The organism is Metabacillus litoralis (genome assembly GCF_007994985.1).
In the GTDB taxonomy this organism is placed as follows: domain Bacteria; phylum Bacillota; class Bacilli; order Bacillales; family Bacillaceae; genus Metabacillus; species Metabacillus litoralis.
In genome coordinates, this window is record NZ_VOQF01000003.1 from 205135 (window position 1) to 222547 (window position 17413).

General features: G+C 33.1%; 18 protein-coding genes. All 18 read right to left on the reverse strand.

Features of this window, described 5'->3' with window-relative positions; translation table 11 throughout:
- Positions 1-10 precede the first annotated feature (10 nt).
- Complete coding sequence (uppS, locus tag FS935_RS05985; protein WP_146946673.1) at positions 11-790, reverse strand: undecaprenyl pyrophosphate synthase; 780 nt, start codon at positions 788-790, stop codon at positions 11-13.
- A gap of 124 nt (positions 791-914) precedes the next feature.
- Positions 915-1472: a ribosome recycling factor gene (frr, locus tag FS935_RS05990; protein WP_146946674.1), complete on the reverse strand. Its 558-nt coding sequence runs from the start codon at positions 1470-1472 to the stop codon at positions 915-917.
- 2 nt (positions 1473-1474) lie between these two features.
- On the reverse strand, positions 1475-2197 hold the full coding sequence (gene pyrH / locus FS935_RS05995) for a UMP kinase (protein ID WP_146946675.1): 723 nt from the start codon (positions 2195-2197) through the stop codon (positions 1475-1477).
- Between the two features lie 239 nt (positions 2198-2436).
- Complete coding sequence (gene tsf, locus FS935_RS06000) at positions 2437-3318, reverse strand: translation elongation factor Ts (RefSeq protein ID WP_146946676.1); 882 nt, start codon at positions 3316-3318, stop codon at positions 2437-2439.
- A gap of 235 nt (positions 3319-3553) precedes the next feature.
- Positions 3554-4255: a 30S ribosomal protein S2 gene (gene rpsB / locus FS935_RS06005; protein ID WP_146946677.1), complete on the reverse strand. Its 702-nt coding sequence runs from the start codon at positions 4253-4255 to the stop codon at positions 3554-3556.
- Between the two features lie 216 nt (positions 4256-4471).
- Complete coding sequence (locus FS935_RS06010; protein WP_158638551.1) at positions 4472-4954, reverse strand: hypothetical protein; 483 nt, start codon at positions 4952-4954, stop codon at positions 4472-4474.
- 84 nt (positions 4955-5038) lie between these two features.
- Positions 5039-5320, reverse strand: a complete 282-nt coding sequence (locus tag FS935_RS06015; RefSeq protein WP_146946679.1) for a hypothetical protein — start codon at positions 5318-5320, stop codon at positions 5039-5041.
- A gap of 175 nt (positions 5321-5495) precedes the next feature.
- Positions 5496-6263, reverse strand: coding sequence for a FliA/WhiG family RNA polymerase sigma factor (locus FS935_RS06020; protein ID WP_146946680.1), 768 nt, complete (start codon positions 6261-6263; stop codon positions 5496-5498).
- A gap of 81 nt (positions 6264-6344) precedes the next feature.
- Positions 6345-6845: a chemotaxis protein CheD gene (locus FS935_RS06025; protein WP_146946681.1), complete on the reverse strand. Its 501-nt coding sequence runs from the start codon at positions 6843-6845 to the stop codon at positions 6345-6347.
- The gene (locus tag FS935_RS06030; protein ID WP_146946682.1) at positions 6835-7479 is read right to left on the reverse strand and encodes a chemotaxis protein CheC; all 645 of its coding nucleotides are present in this window, start codon (positions 7477-7479) and stop codon (positions 6835-6837) included. The genes FS935_RS06025 and FS935_RS06030 overlap by 11 nt, the downstream gene beginning before the upstream one ends.
- A gap of 10 nt (positions 7480-7489) precedes the next feature.
- Positions 7490-7954: a chemotaxis protein CheW gene (locus FS935_RS06035; RefSeq protein WP_146946683.1), complete on the reverse strand. Its 465-nt coding sequence runs from the start codon at positions 7952-7954 to the stop codon at positions 7490-7492.
- A 176-nt stretch (positions 7955-8130) separates the two neighbouring features.
- Positions 8131-10182 (reverse strand): chemotaxis protein CheA, encoded by a 2052-nt coding sequence (locus FS935_RS06040; protein WP_146946684.1) that lies wholly within the window; start codon positions 10180-10182, stop codon positions 8131-8133.
- Positions 10183-10282: 100 nt separating this feature from the next.
- The gene (locus FS935_RS06045) at positions 10283-11380 is read right to left on the reverse strand and encodes a protein-glutamate methylesterase/protein-glutamine glutaminase (RefSeq protein ID WP_146946685.1); all 1098 of its coding nucleotides are present in this window, start codon (positions 11378-11380) and stop codon (positions 10283-10285) included.
- On the reverse strand, positions 11380-12252 hold the full coding sequence (locus FS935_RS06050; RefSeq protein WP_146946686.1) for a MinD/ParA family protein: 873 nt from the start codon (positions 12250-12252) through the stop codon (positions 11380-11382). The genes FS935_RS06045 and FS935_RS06050 overlap by 1 nt, the downstream gene beginning before the upstream one ends.
- A 4-nt stretch (positions 12253-12256) precedes the next feature.
- Positions 12257-13405 (reverse strand): flagellar biosynthesis GTPase FlhF, encoded by a 1149-nt coding sequence (gene flhF / locus FS935_RS06055; RefSeq protein ID WP_146946687.1) that lies wholly within the window; start codon positions 13403-13405, stop codon positions 12257-12259.
- On the reverse strand, positions 13402-15438 hold the full coding sequence (flhA, locus tag FS935_RS06060; protein ID WP_146946688.1) for a flagellar biosynthesis protein FlhA: 2037 nt from the start codon (positions 15436-15438) through the stop codon (positions 13402-13404). The genes flhF and flhA overlap by 4 nt, the downstream gene beginning before the upstream one ends.
- A gap of 113 nt (positions 15439-15551) precedes the next feature.
- Positions 15552-16631, reverse strand: coding sequence for a flagellar biosynthesis protein FlhB (gene flhB, locus FS935_RS06065; RefSeq protein WP_146946689.1), 1080 nt, complete (start codon positions 16629-16631; stop codon positions 15552-15554).
- Between the two features lie 3 nt (positions 16632-16634).
- Entirely contained in the window at positions 16635-17411 is a 777-nt protein-coding gene (fliR, locus tag FS935_RS06070) for a flagellar biosynthetic protein FliR (RefSeq protein WP_146946690.1), read from the reverse strand.
- Positions 17412-17413: the final 2 nt, after the last annotated feature.

Sequence of the window (17413 nt, forward strand, 5' to 3'; positions counted from 1 at the left end):
TCATCACCTTTTAAATACCACCAAATCTTCTTCCGCGTTGTTGGTATGTATATATTGCTTGTAAAAGACATTGTTCATTAAAGTCCGGCCATAGTACTTCTGTAAACCAAAACTCAGTATAAGCAAGCTGCCAAAGCATAAAGTTACTCAATCTGATTTCTCCACTTGTGCGAATTAATAAATCAGGATCAACCAATGATCGTGTCATTAAATATGATGATAAAACATCTTCATCAATGGCTTTGCTTTCTAAATTCCCCTCTGCTACATCTTTTGAAATGTTTTGAACAGCAGTAATTATTTCTGCACGGCTACCGTAATTTAATGCAAAGTTTAATACAAGTCCATTATTATGTTCTGTTTCTTTGATTGCCTTTTCTACAGCATTAAATGTATGCTTCGGGAGTTTACTTTTGTCTCCCATTATTCTAACCTGTACATTTTCCTCAATTAATTCAGGTAAGTAGGTATTCAAAAACTCTTCAGGAAGCTTCATCAGATAATCGACTTCCGTTTTTGGTCTTTTCCAATTTTCTGTGGAAAAGGCATATAGCGTAAGCACTTCAACACCAAGCTCATTCGATTGTTTAGTAATTTTGCGGACTACCTTCATACCTTCATGATGACCTGCAATTCGTGGAAGTGCACGTTTCTTTGCCCATCTCCCATTACCATCCATGATGATAGCAATATGATTTGGTATGTCACCCTTTATTATTTCCTCTTTACTGAATGTTTGTTTGTCAAAAGGCTGAGGAGATCCCTTTAACTTTTTAAGTAGTTTGAGCATGTGATTCCTCCATCACCCAATAATTCATGATCTCTTTATACCATGATTATTTTAACAGTATTAACAAAAAAACCCCCTGTAAACGTTAGAGGGTCTTTCTTTACTTATTGTACATATTTTTTTGTTAAACTTCCATGATTTCTTTTTCTTTATCTTTTGCAACACTGTCTACTTTAACAATAAATTCATCTGTTAACTTTTGGATGTTTTCTGTGTTACCTCTTAGCTCATCCTCAGTAATTTCACCATTTTTTTCAAGTTTTTTCAAATCATCATTACCATCTCTTCTAACATTACGGACAGCAACTTTTGCTTCTTCGGCATATTTCTTTACTAATTTCACAAGCTCTTTACGTCTTTCTTCTGTAAGAGCAGGAATTGATAAACGAATAATAGACCCGTCATTAGAAGGAGTTATACCTAAATCAGATTTTTGGATAGCTTTTTCAATATCTCCTAAAACTGATTTATCATAAGGCTGAATTACTAATAGACGTGCTTCTGGAACACTTATAGAAGCAAGTTGATTAACTGGAGTAGGAGCACCATAATAATCAACAGATAATTTATCTAGTAAATTAGCACTAGCTCGCCCAGCTCTAATTGATGCTAACTCCCGACTTAGAGAACTAACTGCCTTTTCCATCTTATCCTTAGTGTTTGCCAATACTTCTTTAGCCACGTTTATTTCCCCCTTACGATTGTACCGATATTTTCACCGACAACTACACGTTTAATGTTACCTTCTTCCATAATTGAAAATACAATTAGTGGAATATCATTATCCATACATAAAGATGAAGCAGTTGAATCCATTACTGCTAATCCTTCTTTTAATACATCTAAATAAGATAACGTTTCATATTTTACCGCATCTTTATCTAATCTAGGATCAGCATTATAAACTCCATCAACATTGTTTTTAGCCATTAAAATGACATCAGCTTCAATCTCAGCAGCACGTAAAGCTGCTGTTGTATCAGTTGAAAAGTATGGATTTCCTGTTCCTGCTGCAAAAATAACGACACGTTTCTTCTCTAAATGACGAATTGCTTTCCTTCTTATGTAAGGCTCGGCCACTTGTCTCATTTCAATAGATGTTTGTACTCTAGTTTGAATACCAAGTGTTTCAAGACTATCTTGTAAAGCAAGAGAATTCATTACTGTAGCAAGCATACCCATGTAATCAGCAGTTGCACGGTCCATGCCCATCTCACTACCAATTTTACCTCGCCATATGTTTCCACCGCCTACAACTACAGCAACCTCAACATCTAACTCAGCTATTTCTTTTACTTGTTTTGCTATTGATTGAATGACAGATGGATTAATACCAAATCCATTATCACCTGCTAGTGCTTCACCACTTAATTTAAGTACAATACGTTGATATTTTGGTTTACTCATATTTACCTCCAACTCTAGTTCCGCTTCTAGTTAAAGCGTTAACGGCTCGCTATAGCCTTAGATCGGATAAGCGGTTCATTAATAGAAGGTGATTTAACCTTCTATTAATGGGCAGCTTATATTTTTTTAGTAAAATTTCTCTGTTTATCTTCAAAAGAAGGGAACACACAACTGTGTTCCCTTTTTTACAATTTTAGCATCAAGTGTAAATAACTTGAATTTTTTTGAAAAAATGAAAGTTATTTCTTAACTTGGCTCATTACTTCTTCAGCAAAATTGTCTTGACGCTTTTCGATACCTTCTCCTACTTCGTAACGGATGAATGTATTTACAGTACCACCTTTTGATTCAACAAATTGCTTTACTTTTTGATCTGGATTTTTAACAAAGCTTTGGTCTAATAAACAAATATCTTCAAAATACTTCCCTAAACGACCTTCAACCATTTTAGCTACGATATTTTCAGGTTTTCCTTCGTTAAGAGCTTGTTCAGTTAAGATTTTACGCTCATGCTCAGCTTCTTCAGCAGATACTTGGTCACGAGAAACATATTTAGGATTAACTGCAGCTATATGCATAGCAACATCTTTAGCAGCAGCTTCATCAGTAGTTCCCTCTAATAAAGTTAACACACCAATGCGTCCGCCCATGTGTAAGTATGCACCGAAAGAATCATTGTCTGTTTTAGAAACGATAGTGAAACGACGAAGAGTGATTTTTTCACCAATTTTTGCAATTGCAGAATTAATGTAATCAGCAACTATTGTTCCATTATCCATTGTTTCAGTTAAAGCTGTTTCAGCATCAGCAGGCTTCTTAGCCAATAAGAAATCTGCTAATCCGTTAATTAATTCTTTGAAACCTTCATTTTTTGCAACAAAGTCTGTTTCAGAGTTAACCTCTAAAATAACTGCCTCATTACCACTAACTTTAACTAAAGTAGAACCTTCTGCTGCAATACGATCAGCTTTTTTAGCTGCTTTTGCAATTCCTTTTTCACGAAGATAATCAATTGCTTGATCTAAATCTCCGTTTGTTTCAGTTAACGCTTTTTTACAATCCATCATTCCTGCGCCTGTTTTCTCACGTAATTCTTTTACCATTTGTGCAGTTACTGCCATAACGGTATTCCTCCTTAAAGTCAATTAAATTTATTTAACATTTGTAAATTAGCAAGGGATAACTAATGTACATCATCTACCTATTTAAAAGGTTAATGTAAAAATCTCACTATTGCTTCTCATATATTATATCCAAAACAATAGTTACTCAAAAAATGTTACCCTAAAAAATCATATGTAGCTTACTTTAAAAAAAGGTGATAAAAGGCTATTCCCCCTTATCACCTTTTGCACATTAAGCAGGTGTAGTTTCTTCACCTTGTTTAGATTCTAAAATTGCATCTGCGATTTTTGCAGTTAGAAGCTTAACAGCACGGATTGCATCATCGTTTGCAGGGATTACGTAATCAATTTCATCTGGATCACAGTTAGTATCAACGATACCTACGATCGGAATGTTTAATTTACGAGCTTCTGCTACTGCGATACGCTCTTTACGAGGATCGATAATAAATAATGCATCTGGTAATTGCTTCATGTCTTTAATTCCGCCTAGGAATTTTTCAAGACGCTCAAGCTCTTTTTTAAGTTGTACAACTTCTTTTTTAGGTAGAACTTCAAAAGTTCCATCTTCCTGCATTCTTTGAATATCTTTAAGACGCTTAATACGTTTTTGGATTGTTTCAAAGTTTGTTAATGTACCACCTAACCAACGTTGGTTTACAAAGTACATTCCAGAACGTTCTGCTTCTTCTTTAACAGAATCTTGTGCTTGTTTTTTCGTACCTACGAATAGGATTGTACCGCCTTCAGCTCCAAGTTCTTTAACGAATTTGTAAGCTTCCTCAACCTTTTTAACAGTTTTTTGAAGGTCGATGATATAAATTCCGTTACGCTCTGTGAAGATGTAACGTTTCATTTTTGGGTTCCAACGACGTGTTTGATGACCGAAGTGAACACCAGCTTCAAGCAATTGCTTCATTGATATTACTGACATGTGTTTGTTCCTCCTAATGGTTTTGATCTCCTCCGCTTATATCATCTTTAAACAAAACTGTTAATTTACTTTTTGCAAAAAACAGCACCAATGCCTAAATCTATAAGCGTGTGTATTAACACCAAAAATTAATATACCATATCGAAATATGACAATCAAGGTTTAAGTTAAACTTCTTTTGTAATTAATTGTCGATATGGTACTGTCATCTTCATATTATTGACGAAATTTTAAGATAAGCTCAACCTCAGTTTTTCCTTTATTAAATTTTCTAGCAATCTGTTCTATACTATAGCCATTTTCATAAAGATTTATAGCTTCGATTTCAAATGGTAACGTTTCTATTTCGGCTAATGTTGATTCACTAATTTCAATCGTATCTTTTACTTCGTCTATTTGACTTAGATGCTTTGGTAGACCCTCATCCTCATTCTCATTCTCATTCTCTTCTTTTTTACTTTTTTTCATCTTGTCGATGTCATAACTACTAGCTTTAGCTGCTATGTTATTTACTTTGGCATTCTTATTGTCCTTTGGAGCTACTTCTTGAGGAATCAATGAAGAATTGTTAGTTAATTGCTCTATCAATCGATCATTTTCATCTTTCATCTCAATTAAAAAGCTTGTCATCGAGTTTTCTGTATCTTCTAGAATTTTTCTTTGGTTATCTGTTAAACTTTTCATTGTAGAATATTTCATATAAAGAACTACAATAAAATAAAAAGCTACTACATGAAGTAGTAAACTTATCAAAATTAATATAGTCGTAATAAACATCCTCTCTTATCCAAAAAAATCTATGTTTTTTCCTTTATAAGGATGATCGGGATTCTCTTCTTCTGTTTGTTCCTCTTTATTTCTTCTTTGATCTTTACTTTGATGATTAGATTGCTCCTTCTTTAAGAGCAATTTTGCACTTTCATCATTCTCTTGAACTTGGGTTCTCTGCAATTCTACTTGTTTTTGGAGGGAATTTGCAAGCTGGTCTTGGCTTATTTGACCTCTTTGATTTAATTGCTCCTGTATCTTTCCAGCATCATGTGTACGAGGAAGAGCAATTTGCATTTCAATACTTTTGAAACTCAGAATGAATCACACCCTTTAGTCTCTGTATGTCCATACTCATTCTTTATATCTTGGTGTTATTTTTATTATCCTGGTGTTTAGCAAACAATGGTACCTACATAAGATTGAATGATCCTAGTAATCTATTCCTTTGTTTTTTGCATGTGATTTTATACTAATGAACAACATTTTCAAGTATTTTTCTTAACTTAAATAATGCCTTCGAATGGATTTGTGAAATTCTAGAAGTTGATAAATTCATCACTTGACCAATTTCAGTTAGTGTTAATTCTTCTTTATAGAAAAAACTAATAACTAATTGTTCTTTTTCACTTAACTGAGTAATCACTTCTGACAATTTTTCAATTAACTCTTCTTTAATTAATTTTTCATCTGGAGTTTCTTGGTTATCATCCTTAATAGTAAATCCTAATGTTTCACCGTCATCCTGATCAAACATTTGATCATCTATTGACAGAACATTAGCAAAAAAACCTTCATTTATAACATTAACAACTTCACCTTCGGATAAACCTAGTTCAGTCGCAATTTCTTGAGGAGTTACATTTCTCATATGCCTTTGTTCAAGCTTAACAATGGTTGCTTCAACCTTTTTTGCTCGTTCACGAGAACTTCTAGGAAGCCAATCCTCTTTACGAAGACCATCAATAATCGCACCTCTTACTCTAAAAGAAGCATAAGTATCAAATTTAAGGTCACGATTTGGATCAAATTTCTCTAAAGCATCGTATAGCCCAAATAAACCCAGGCTCATTAAATCGTCCTTGTTAACACTTTTGGGAAGACCTACCGAAATCCGTTGAACATGATAAGAAACAAGGGGCATATACTTTTTTATTAGAACATCACCTGCATAAGAGTCACGAACATCTATCCATTTTTGCCATATTACTTGTTCTTCAGTTAAAGTTATTTGTGACATTTCAATCCCCCTCATCATGATTTTTAAATTTATTGGCTATGTTATAAACTACTATTAAAAAAGATAAACATAGCCAAACTATTAAATCACTTTTGTACCTTGATTGACTGTTCGAATCATTAATTCACATGTTGCCGGATTAAATTCAATTGTACGACCACTATTTCCTCCAACGTCTTCGCTCAGAAGATGAATATGGTTAGAATGTAGAATTTGTTTTATAGCTTCGACATTTCTTGGCCCTATCCTCATCATGTCACTGGCAGATTGGAATTGGAACATCTGAGCTCCTCCAGCCATTTTAGCTTGAAGAGACCTTATTTTTGCTCCAGCATCAGCTAACTGACTAATTAACATTGGAATAGCAGTATCTGCATACTTAGCATGATTAAAATCGTTCTTATTAGCAAGTGAAGAATCAGGTAGCATAATATGAGCTAAACCACCAATTTTATTAATTTTGTCAAATAAAATAAGACCTACACAAGAACCTAATCCTGATGTGCGGATATGATTTGGCATTTTCACTATATTTAAATCTGCGATACCAACTTTAATTATCTCTAATGATTCAAGCTTCATTTGTTACACCCAGTGCTTTGAATAATTTATTAAATGAATCTGGATCTGGTAGAAGGAAGAAATGACCTTTTACTAGATCACTTTCAAGCTGATCTTCTTCTTTTATAACCGTGTCAATTATTATTGCATAATCACTGACATGAGATAGTTCAATTAATCCGTGACTAATAACAGCCCCAAACATGTCAACAGTAAATGCAGGTACAGAAGGATATATAGTAAGATTCGTTAGATCAGACAATGAAGAAAGATATGATCCCGTTAGAATATTACCTAGTTCTTGAAATGCTGATAATCCTAGTTCATTTTCACTTGTTTGCGACGAAAATGAGAAGCTTGGATCCATAATCAACTGTTGAATAAACCTTTCTGCTTGTTCGATGCTTAGAACAAAAAAGAGAGAACCAGGTATATCTCCTTCCATTCTTAAAAACACACTGGCAATAACAACATCAGGTCCACCCAAACGTTCCATTAATTCATTAAAGGAAACCACTTTTACATCAGGTACATTCATATCTATTTTTTTATTTAATAGTTTCGAAAGAGATGTAGCAGAGTGACCTGCTCCAATATTACCAACCTCTTTTAAAATATCTAAATGCTCAGGCGATATACCTCCGATAAAATCCATACATTAACTCCTATACACTTAGCTTAGAAGGCACATTTTCTGCTTTTAACACCTGTGCTAAGTCAATCATTACAATTAATCTTTTATCTAATTTTGCTACACCCTGGATATACTCCGCCTGAACAGATCCCACAACTTCTGGTGCTGGTTCTATTAAATCTTGGTTAATATCAATAACATCATTTGCAGCATCCACTATAAATCCAACTTCAATATCTTCCCTTGAAACAATGATCATTCTAGTACTATCAGAGTTCTCAACTTCTTCAAGATCAAAACGTCTACGTAAGTCAATTATTGGTGTAACAACACCTCGTAAATTAATAACTCCTTTAATATAAGAAGATGTTTTTGGAACTCTCGTTATATGTTGGACTTTTTCAATTGATCGAACTTGTTCAACAGGAATTCCATATTCCTCATCCTTTAATTGAAAAACAATAACTTTTACATCATTTGATTGAAATTCACTCATCTTATAAACCCCTTTCTAATAAGCACTTCTATTTGTTGAAATAAATAGTTTATTATTACCTTACTAATATTCAATTGACCATTGTTCCTATTATCTAATTTTTATTGCTAAATAATCTTATAATAGGAACCTCAAATCAATTTATCTATTAAGTTCTTTCCTTCTTAAAAAGTAGTTTATTTAATTAATGAATTACAGTCTACAATTAATGCCACTTGTCCATCACCAAGAATTGTTGCTCCAGAAATAGCGAAAACGGAGTTTAAATAGTTTCCAAGTGACTTTAGTACAATTTCCTGTTGACCAATGAAAGAGTCAACAACTAAAGCGGCCATTTTTTCTCCTTTACGGACAATTATTAATGAAACAAAGTCTTCATTTCTCACAGTATCTTCCATTTCAAATACCTCTGATAAAAAGACTAACGGTACTATTTTCCCTCTAAAATCAATTACCTTTTGATTATGAGCATGAAGAATTTCTTCTTTTTTAATAACGGCAGTTTCAATAATAGAAGATAAAGGAATAGCATATTTCTCATTTTGTAGTTCAACTAACATGACTGAAATAATAGATAAAGTTAATGGCAGTTGAATTGAAAATAGTGAACCTTTTCCTTCTTGAGCATCAATATCCACTGTCCCACCAAGTGATTCTATTGTACTCTTAACAACATCTAATCCTACACCTCGTCCAGATATATCAGAAATTTTATCAGCTGTAGAGAAGCCTGAAGCTAATATAAGCTCATAAACCTGTTTATCAGTCAATGTAGAAGCAACCTGTGGTGTAACAATTCCTCGATCGATTGCTTTATTTAACACTCGTTCTCTACTTATCCCTGCACCATCATCTTCAATTTCAATAAAGACATGGTTTCCGCTATGATATGCTCTTAAAACAACATTTCCTTCTTCAGGCTTACCATTTTTCATTCTAATATCTGGCATCTCAACGCCATGATCTATTGCATTTCTTAAAAGATGAACAAGTGGATCACCAATTTCATCTATTACTGTTCTATCTAATTCTGTCTCAGCACCGACAATTTCAAGATTAATTTTCTTATTTAAATCTTTTGCTAATTGTCTAATCATTCTTGGGAAGCGATTAAATACTGTTTCAACAGGTACCATTCTCATATTTAAGATGATATTTTGAAGATCTCCTGAAATTCGAGACATTCTTTCTACTGTTTCATCTAATTCATTATTATTTAGCTCTTTTGATATTGACTCTAATCTACCACGATCTATAACCAGCTCTTCAAAAAGATTCATCAGAATATCTAAACGTTCAATATTAACACGAATTGTTTTAGAACTTGTAGCAGCTGCTGCAACCTGCTTTGAGGCTGTTTTCACTTCTTGTTCTTGAACCTTAGTTAGGTTGGTGTCATTTAGAAGAACTTCATTTTCCTGAGTTGAAGATTGTGACTGATTTTGAATATGATTAGTTCTTGAAGTGTCAATGATATGTACTTGGACATCTTCAATTTCTGAAACCTTCATCACTTTATTTTTAATATCCTCACTAGATTCCTTTGTAACAAAAGCGACTGTAAACTTAGAATCAAACTTCTCCTCTTCTAGTAAATCAACTGATGGAATTGATTTAATTACTTCTCCAGAGTTCTCAAGTATTTCAAATACCATGAAAACCCTAGCAGCTTTTAACAAGCAATCCTCTCTAAGAGTGATCGTTAATTCATAAGCAGAGAAACCTTGTTCCTTAGATTGGTTAATTACTGTATATTCAAAATCATCATAGTCTTCAATTAGTCTACTAGATTGATTGAGTTGATCATTTTTAACAACTGCTTGTGGCGCTGATTCAGAAGTTAAATCTTCACCCTTCTCTATCTTTTTAAGTAGCTCAACCACCTTTGATACATCCTTCTTACCATCTCCACCTTCAGCAATTGAGAATACCATCTCCTCTAAGTCATCTACAGAAGCAAATACAACATCTAAGATATCGGCAGTTACAGATAATTTTTCGTTTCTAATTAAATCAAGTACATTTTCCATTTGATGAGTAAGGCTTGCTAAATCTTCATAGCCCATTGTTGCACTCATACCTTTTAGGGTATGGGCTGAACGAAATATATCATTAACAATAGAGATATCACTAGGGTTCTTCTCTAACTCTAGTAATTTTTCATTACAAGCTTGTAAGTGCTCTTTGCTTTCTTCAATAAATACTTCTAAGTACTGGTTCATTTCCATTAAGGTACACCCCTTAGTTTCGTCTGTTGTTAATTGTATAATCAAATTAAAACACTGCTTAATGCACATAAAAGTATAAATACTTAACAGTTTTTTATTATTATTGATTCTCTAGGTAATCCATAATGGCTGCTGCAATATTTTCAACATTCTCTATTTTATCAACAAAAGTTGTTCCAACAGCAGCTTTAGGCATTCCATAAACAATAGAAGTTTGTTCAGATTCTGATATTGCTTTCACGAGACCTGTATTTTTAAGTTTCTTTAATCCATCAGAACCATCTGCTCCCATACCTGTCATAATTACAGCGATCTTCTTAAATTCAGGAATTTCAGAAATGGATTCGAACATAACATCTACAGAAGGTCGATGACCATTTCTTATATCAGATTGATCGATCTTAATCGTTAAAGAAGTTCCTGATTTTATAACCTTCAAGTGGGAACCACCAGGTGCAATATAAGCTGTTCCATTTTTAACTAATTCTCCATTTTCAGCTTCTTTAACAGTTATTAAAGAAACTGTATTTAAGCGATTAGCTAATGATAACGTAAATCCTGGAGGCATATGCTGTACAATAAATATTGGAGCATTAATATCTGCAGGGATTTTCGGTAACACTTGCTGTAGTGCTCTGGGCCCACCTGTTGATGTACCAATACAAACCAACGATTTATTTTTAGAGATTTTGTCGATAGACTTTGGTCTTACTATACTCTTTGAGTCTATTTTACTATATCCTTGTTGGATTTTGGGATATTTTTTCGAAATTGGTTGTAGTAATGAATTAGATATATTTGCTCTTTTTGCCAATTTAACTTTTTCAATTAGATCCTCTTTCACTTTATATAGATCTAATGAAATAGCACCAGAAGGTTTAGCAATGAAATCAAAGGCACCGTACTGTAATGACAGGATTGTATTTTCTGCCCCTTCTTTTGTTGTACTTGATAGCATAATCACTGGTCTAGGGAACTGTTTCATAATATCCTTTAAAGCCTCTAGACCATTCTTAACAGGCATTTCTACATCTAGCGTTACTACATCTGGATTTAATTCCTTAATTTTTACTAATGCATCTTCACCATTCCTAGCTACACCAACAACTTCAATAATTTCATCCTCATTAAGAAAATCAGTAATTAGTTTTCTCATAAAAGCTGAATCATCTACAACAAGTACACGAATTTTCACCATTATATTTGCCTACCTTTCATGAAGAAACTTTTTAATTTCGATATAAAAGGTGTTGATTCAGGTATATCTTCATTTTTATCAATTCTAGTCAAAAAGTCCTTAGAAATTAATAATAGTGCTTTGCTTGCTTTGCAGCTCGGCTGATATAAAAGAACTGGTTGTTGATCTATAACAGCTTTCATTATTGAAGAATCATCAGGTATAACTCCTAATAAAGTAACATCACGGTTTAAAAACTGTTTCATTGTTTGAAACAATCTCTGAAAGGTTTGATCACCAACTTTATTGTTAAACGCACGATTTACGACAATTGAAAAAGGCATTGTTTGGTGATTTACACAAATATTCTTAATAGCTGAATAAGCATCTGTCATAGAAGTGGGTTCAGGTGTTGTTATGACAATAATCTCATCAACAGATAAGATAAACCTTAAGCTATCTTCTGAAATGCCTGCCCCCATATCGAAGATAATAAAATCGTATGCTTTAAAGAGATAATCTAACTCATTTAAGAACTGTTGAAACCTTTCTTCATTCATTTTAAAAATATCACCTAAACCTGTACCCCCTGATATATAATCTAGACCATTTGGACCATGAGAAATGATATCAACTAATGAAAGATTTCCTAGAAAGAAATCAACAATTGAATAATTTGAGCTTTCACCGATAAGGATGTCAATATTCCCCATACCTATATCTAAATCAAACAATAAAACTCTTTTATTTTCTTTTTGTAACGCTAAGGAGAAATTAAGAGAAAAATTTGATTTCCCAACTCCTCCTTTTCCACTCATAACAGCAATCGATTTAGCTCGAAGCTTTAAACTTTTTAATCTTTCCCTTAAACGTTCTGCTTGATCATTAGCCATATGATTACCTCAGTATTTGATTAACTATTTTTTCTCTAGTTGCCATTTCAATATCATCTGGAACATTTTGACCATGTGTTGTATATGCTATTCCTTTTTTCGTTTTCAGCATCACATCAAACAAAGTCCCTCTTGTAGAGGTTTCATCCATTTTTGTAAAGATGAGTTTATTAATAGGAATTACTGAAAATTGTTTATAAACAGCAAGCATATCGGCTGCTTTCGCAGTGGCTGCTAAAACAAGAAAAGTTTCCATTTCGTCAGTAAAATCTATCAGCTTCTGAAGATCATTGACGTACTGCGAGTCAAGAAAATTCCTTCCTGCTGTATCAATAAAAATATAATCATACATAGCAAACTTCTTTTGTGCAGCTATAAAATCTTCAACACTATAACATACTTCTAATGGTACATTAAGAATTTTTGCATATGTTTTTAACTGCTCTATAGCAGCAATTCTATATGTGTCAGTCGTGATAAACGCTACCTTTTTTTGCTTCTGAATCACACACTCAGCAGCTAATTTAGCCAACGTTGTAGTCTTACCTACTCCTGTTGGACCTATTACATTTATATATTTTTTCTTATATGAAACTCCACTAAAATCTATATCCTTTAAAAGCTCGATAAATAACTCATTTTCTTTAAGCCTTAGTTGCTCTTTAGTAACCTGTCCATTTTGTTTATACCAATATTCTAAAAGCTCTGACATAATCTGTCCTCGAATATCTGGATTAACATCTCTGATTATCAGTTTATTTAACATATCCTGAAGTAGTTCTGGATAATATTCATTCTTTTCATTTGAAGACATTGATTTAATCATCTTTTTCATTTCGATTATTTCATTTAAAAGTGAATCATTTTCAGTTACTACTTTTGAGTCTGTTTGTTCATCTATTTTCTCTTGTTTCGTTGTTTCTGGAAGCTTCGATTTAACTTGTTGAGATTTTTGTGTATCCTCGTTCATTCTTCGAGGTACATCAGGATCCATAGCAGCAATTACTTCAATCTTTTTCTTAGCAAAAAGTCCTAAAAATCCACCTGTATAGATCATTTTTGAATTTAGAATCACGGCGTCATTACCCATCTCAGACCTTATCTTTTTCATAGCCTCTTGCATAGATGGTGCAATATATTTTTTTACCTTCATTCGACATTTACCACCCCAATGCTCTGTACTTCAACATTTGCTTCTAATTCATTATAAGATAAAACCGGAACTTGCGGAAAATAACGATCTGTTAATTGTCTTACATACATACGAACTGCAGGAGAACACAACAAAATTGGTGTTTGTTGTTGTAATGCAAGCATTTCAACCTCTTTTGCTACAGATTCGATGATTTGCTGAGATACATCAGGACTTAATGATAAGTAATTACCATGTTCAGTCTGTTGTACACCCTCAGCAATTAGTTTTTCTACTCTCCCAGATAGTGTTACGACTTTTAAAATCTGATCTTGGTCAACATATTGAGAAGTGATCTGTTTAGCTAGAGCTTGTCTAACATATTCTGCTAACAACTCTGTATCAGAGGACATTTTCCCATAGTCTGCTAATGTTTCAAAGATAATTGGTAAATTTCTAATTGAAACCTTTTCACGCAGTAATTTTGATAGCACTTTTTGAATATCACCTATATTAAGTGGTGATGGTGTTACTTCTTCTACAAGAATTGGATATGACTCTTTTAAATGATCAATTAATTGTTTTGTTTCTTGTCTTCCTAACAATTCGTGTGCATGCTGTTTAATAACTTCCGTAATATGAGTAGACACAACAGATGGTGGGTCAACTACTGTATATCCATACATTTCAGCAGTATCCTTCATTTCCTCATTAATCCACTTAGCAGGTAATCCAAAAGAAGGCTCTATCGTATCAATACCTTCAATTGAATCCTCCTCTATTCCTGGAGCCATTGCTAAATAATGATCTAGTAAAATTTCACCCTTAGCTAATTCATTACCTTTAATTTTCAAACGGTATTCATTAGGTTGTAACTGAATGTTATCTCTTATCCTTACAACAGGGATAACAATCCCAAATTCTATTGCTAATTGTCTTCTTATCATAACAACTCGATCAAGAAGGTCTCCACCCTGATTTGTATCAGCTAATGGAATTAATCCATAACCGAATTCAAATTCAATAGGATCTATATTCAATAGATTAACAACACTTTCAGGACTTTTCATCTCATCCATTTCTGTTTCCTGCTCTAACACTTCTTCATCAGGTATTTCTTCTTTTTGAGACTTTGTTATCATATACCCACCAATACCCAGTAGCGCAGCAATTGGAAGTGTTAAAAGAACACCTATTGGAGTAAATATTCCTAATAAAAAAATTGTTCCTGAAGCAACATAAAGCATTTTAGGATAGGCAAATAATTGTGATGTAATATCTGAACCTAAGTTACCCTCTGATGCTGCTCTAGTTACAACGATACCAGTTGCGGTAGATATTAATAGTGCAGGAATTTGACTTACAATACCATCTCCGACTGTAAGCATCGTAAAGTGTGCTGCAGCTTCTCCTATTGGCATTCCTAATTGCATCATACCGATAACAACACCAAATAGCATATTAATTAGGACAATGATAATCCCTGCTATTGCATCACCTTTAACGAATTTACTAGCACCATCCATAGCTCCATAAAAATCTGCTTCATTTGAGATTTTATCTCGACGTTCACGTGCTTGCTGCTCTGAAATCATCCCAGCATTAAGATCAGCATCAATGCTCATCTGTTTACCTGGCATAGCATCAAGTGTAAAACGTGCGGCAACCTCAGAAACACGTTCAGAACCTTTTGTGATAACGACAAATTGAATAACGATTAAGATGACAAACACAACAAAACCTACTAAAACATTACCACCAGTAACAAATGTTCCAAAGGTCTCAATAACCTTTCCTGCATCTCCCTCAGCTAAAATAGCACGAGTAGTTGATACATTTAAACCTAATCTAAATAACGTTAGCAATAAGATTAATGATGGAAAGATTGAAAATTGCAACGGTTCATTCATATTCATTGACGTAAGAATAACTAATAAGGCAAGAGAAATATTAATTATAATTAAGAAGCTTAATAACCAACCTGGAAATGGAATAATAAGCATCGCTACGATTAAAATAACACTTAGTAATACAGATAAATCTCTTGCAGACATGTTTATTCTCTCCTTAAAACCAATCATTCTTTCTATATTAACGATAGGGGAATCTATTTTTAATTATACGTTTACTTTTTATTTAACAGATTGATTAGCAATATATTAGAAGTTTAAACAGACTTTGCTTGATAAACATAGGCAATAATTTCAGCAATAGCTTGGAAAAATTCTTCAGGTACTGCATGTCCAATTTCTACTTGATCATATAGAGCCCTTGCTAGTGGTCTATTTTCTACCATCATTACATCATGTGAATTTGCGATTTCTTTTATTTTTTGAGCAACTAAATCGACACCCATTGCAACAACAAATGGTGCATCCATTTTTGAATCATCATATTTTAAAGCAATTGCATAGTGAGTTGGGTTTGTGATAACAACATCAGCAGTTGGAACATCCTGCATCATTCTTCTCATCGCCATTTCACGTTGTCTTTGCTTAATTTTCGATTTAATTAGTGGGTCACCTTCAGATTTCTTATACTCATCTTTAATGTCCTGTTTCGACATTCTCAAATTCTTTTCATGATCATATCTCTGGTATAAATAGTCTAGTAATGATAGAAGTAATAAAGCTCCTGAGGCAAATAACCCCATCTTAACTGTAAGTTGTGCAATATAAACGAAAGATTGCTGAACTGTAATATGAGATAACATCAAGATTTTGTCTAGATCTAACCAAAGAACCGCAAAAGTAACAAAACCTACAAATGAAATTTTGAGTAAGGACTTTAATAATTCTACAATTGCCCTAACCGAGTATATTCTTTTAAATCCTTGTATCGGATCGAGCTTATTTAGTTTCATTTGTACAGCTTCTGTAGAAAAAAGAAAACCGATTTGCAAATAATTACTCAACACTCCAGCTACTAACGCAACTCCCATAACAGGAGCTAAAATAATTGCAGATTGATATGACATTGTAAGAAAAAAATCATGTACACTTTGATCTGTTAAATTTAAAAGTAAAAAATCTTGAAACGTACCTCTCATCATATTTAAAATACGATCTCTCATAAAAGCGCCAATGAATATGAACGATAAAAAAATTGTTAATAACGATATTGCTGTATTTACATCAGCACTCTTTGCAACTTGCCCTTTTTTTCTTGCATCCTGCTTTTTTTTAGGAGTAGCTTGTTCAGTTTTCTCACCAGCGAAAAATTGTAAATCTAATGATAATAACTTCATCCACTAACTACCTCCTAACAATTGCATTAATCCACGCATTGTATAAGCCATTGTTTCAAATAGCTTTTCCATCAATAAAAACAACGAGCCCATAACTAAAATCAACATAATAAAACTGACACCTATTTTTAATGGCAATCCAACAACAAATATGTTTAATTGTGGAACAGTTCTAGCAACAACACCTAAAGCAATATCAACTAAAAAAAGTGAACCAACAACAGGAATGGACATTTGAAAAGCTATTATAAACATTGAATTAAAAGATTGGATAATAAATTCAACGATGTTTTCTTGACCAAATGGAAGTACTAGCTGGTCAATCGGAACAAATTGATAGCTGTAAAAAACTCCATCTAACAAAAGGTAGTGTGCATTAGTACTTAACATTAATAAAAATGCAAACGTGTATAGGAATTGTCCTACAAGTGGACTTTGACCCCCAGTTTGTGGATCGATAACATTGGCTATTGCAAATCCCATTTGAAAATCAATGAAGCTACCAGCTATTTGAATAGCCGCTAAAATAAAATAGGCAGAAAAACCAATTAATAATCCAAAGATTGCTTCTTTAATAAGCAACATAATAAATGTACTATCTAATTCAATTATTGGAGGATCCAGAGAAAAAAACATAATCCATGCCAACATAAATGCAAAGCCAATCTTATGAATATTAGGGATATTACGATATGAAAACAATGGTAAAGTTACAAAAAAAGCAGACACTCGCATAAATACTAATAAAAATGCTGGATAGTTATCTAATACAGTTATCATTT

Excerpts from the sequence above, each read along its gene's own strand:
- uppS (WP_146946673.1), bottom strand. The coding sequence starts at position 790 with ATGCTCAAACTACTTAAAAAGTTAAAGGGATCTCCTCAGCCTTTTGAC.
- pyrH (WP_146946675.1), bottom strand. The coding sequence starts at position 2,197 with ATGAGTAAACCAAAATATCAACGTATTGTACTTAAATTAAGTGGTGAA.
- tsf (WP_146946676.1), bottom strand. The coding sequence starts at position 3,318 with ATGGCAGTAACTGCACAAATGGTAAAAGAATTACGTGAGAAAACAGGC.
- rpsB (WP_146946677.1), bottom strand. The coding sequence starts at position 4,255 with ATGTCAGTAATATCAATGAAGCAATTGCTTGAAGCTGGTGTTCACTTC.
- FS935_RS06010 (WP_158638551.1), bottom strand. The coding sequence starts at position 4,954 with ATGAAATATTCTACAATGAAAAGTTTAACAGATAACCAAAGAAAAATT.
- FS935_RS06015 (WP_146946679.1), bottom strand. The coding sequence starts at position 5,320 with ATGCAAATTGCTCTTCCTCGTACACATGATGCTGGAAAGATACAGGAG.
- FS935_RS06020 (WP_146946680.1), bottom strand. The coding sequence starts at position 6,263 with ATGTCACAAATAACTTTAACTGAAGAACAAGTAATATGGCAAAAATGG.
- FS935_RS06025 (WP_146946681.1), bottom strand. The coding sequence starts at position 6,845 with ATGAAGCTTGAATCATTAGAGATAATTAAAGTTGGTATCGCAGATTTA.
- FS935_RS06030 (WP_146946682.1), bottom strand. The coding sequence starts at position 7,479 with ATGGATTTTATCGGAGGTATATCGCCTGAGCATTTAGATATTTTAAAA.
- FS935_RS06035 (WP_146946683.1), bottom strand. The coding sequence starts at position 7,954 with ATGAGTGAATTTCAATCAAATGATGTAAAAGTTATTGTTTTTCAATTA.
- FS935_RS06040 (WP_146946684.1), bottom strand. The coding sequence starts at position 10,182 with ATGGAAATGAACCAGTACTTAGAAGTATTTATTGAAGAAAGCAAAGAG.
- FS935_RS06045 (WP_146946685.1), bottom strand. The coding sequence starts at position 11,380 with ATGGTGAAAATTCGTGTACTTGTTGTAGATGATTCAGCTTTTATGAGA.
- FS935_RS06050 (WP_146946686.1), bottom strand. The coding sequence starts at position 12,252 with ATGGCTAATGATCAAGCAGAACGTTTAAGGGAAAGATTAAAAAGTTTA.
- flhF (WP_146946687.1), bottom strand. The coding sequence starts at position 13,405 with ATGAAGGTAAAAAAATATATTGCACCATCTATGCAAGAGGCTATGAAA.
- flhA (WP_146946688.1), bottom strand. The coding sequence starts at position 15,438 with ATGTCTGCAAGAGATTTATCTGTATTACTAAGTGTTATTTTAATCGTA.
- flhB (WP_146946689.1), bottom strand. The coding sequence starts at position 16,631 with ATGAAGTTATTATCATTAGATTTACAATTTTTCGCTGGTGAGAAAACT.
- fliR (WP_146946690.1), bottom strand. The coding sequence starts at position 17,411 with ATGATAACTGTATTAGATAACTATCCAGCATTTTTATTAGTATTTATG.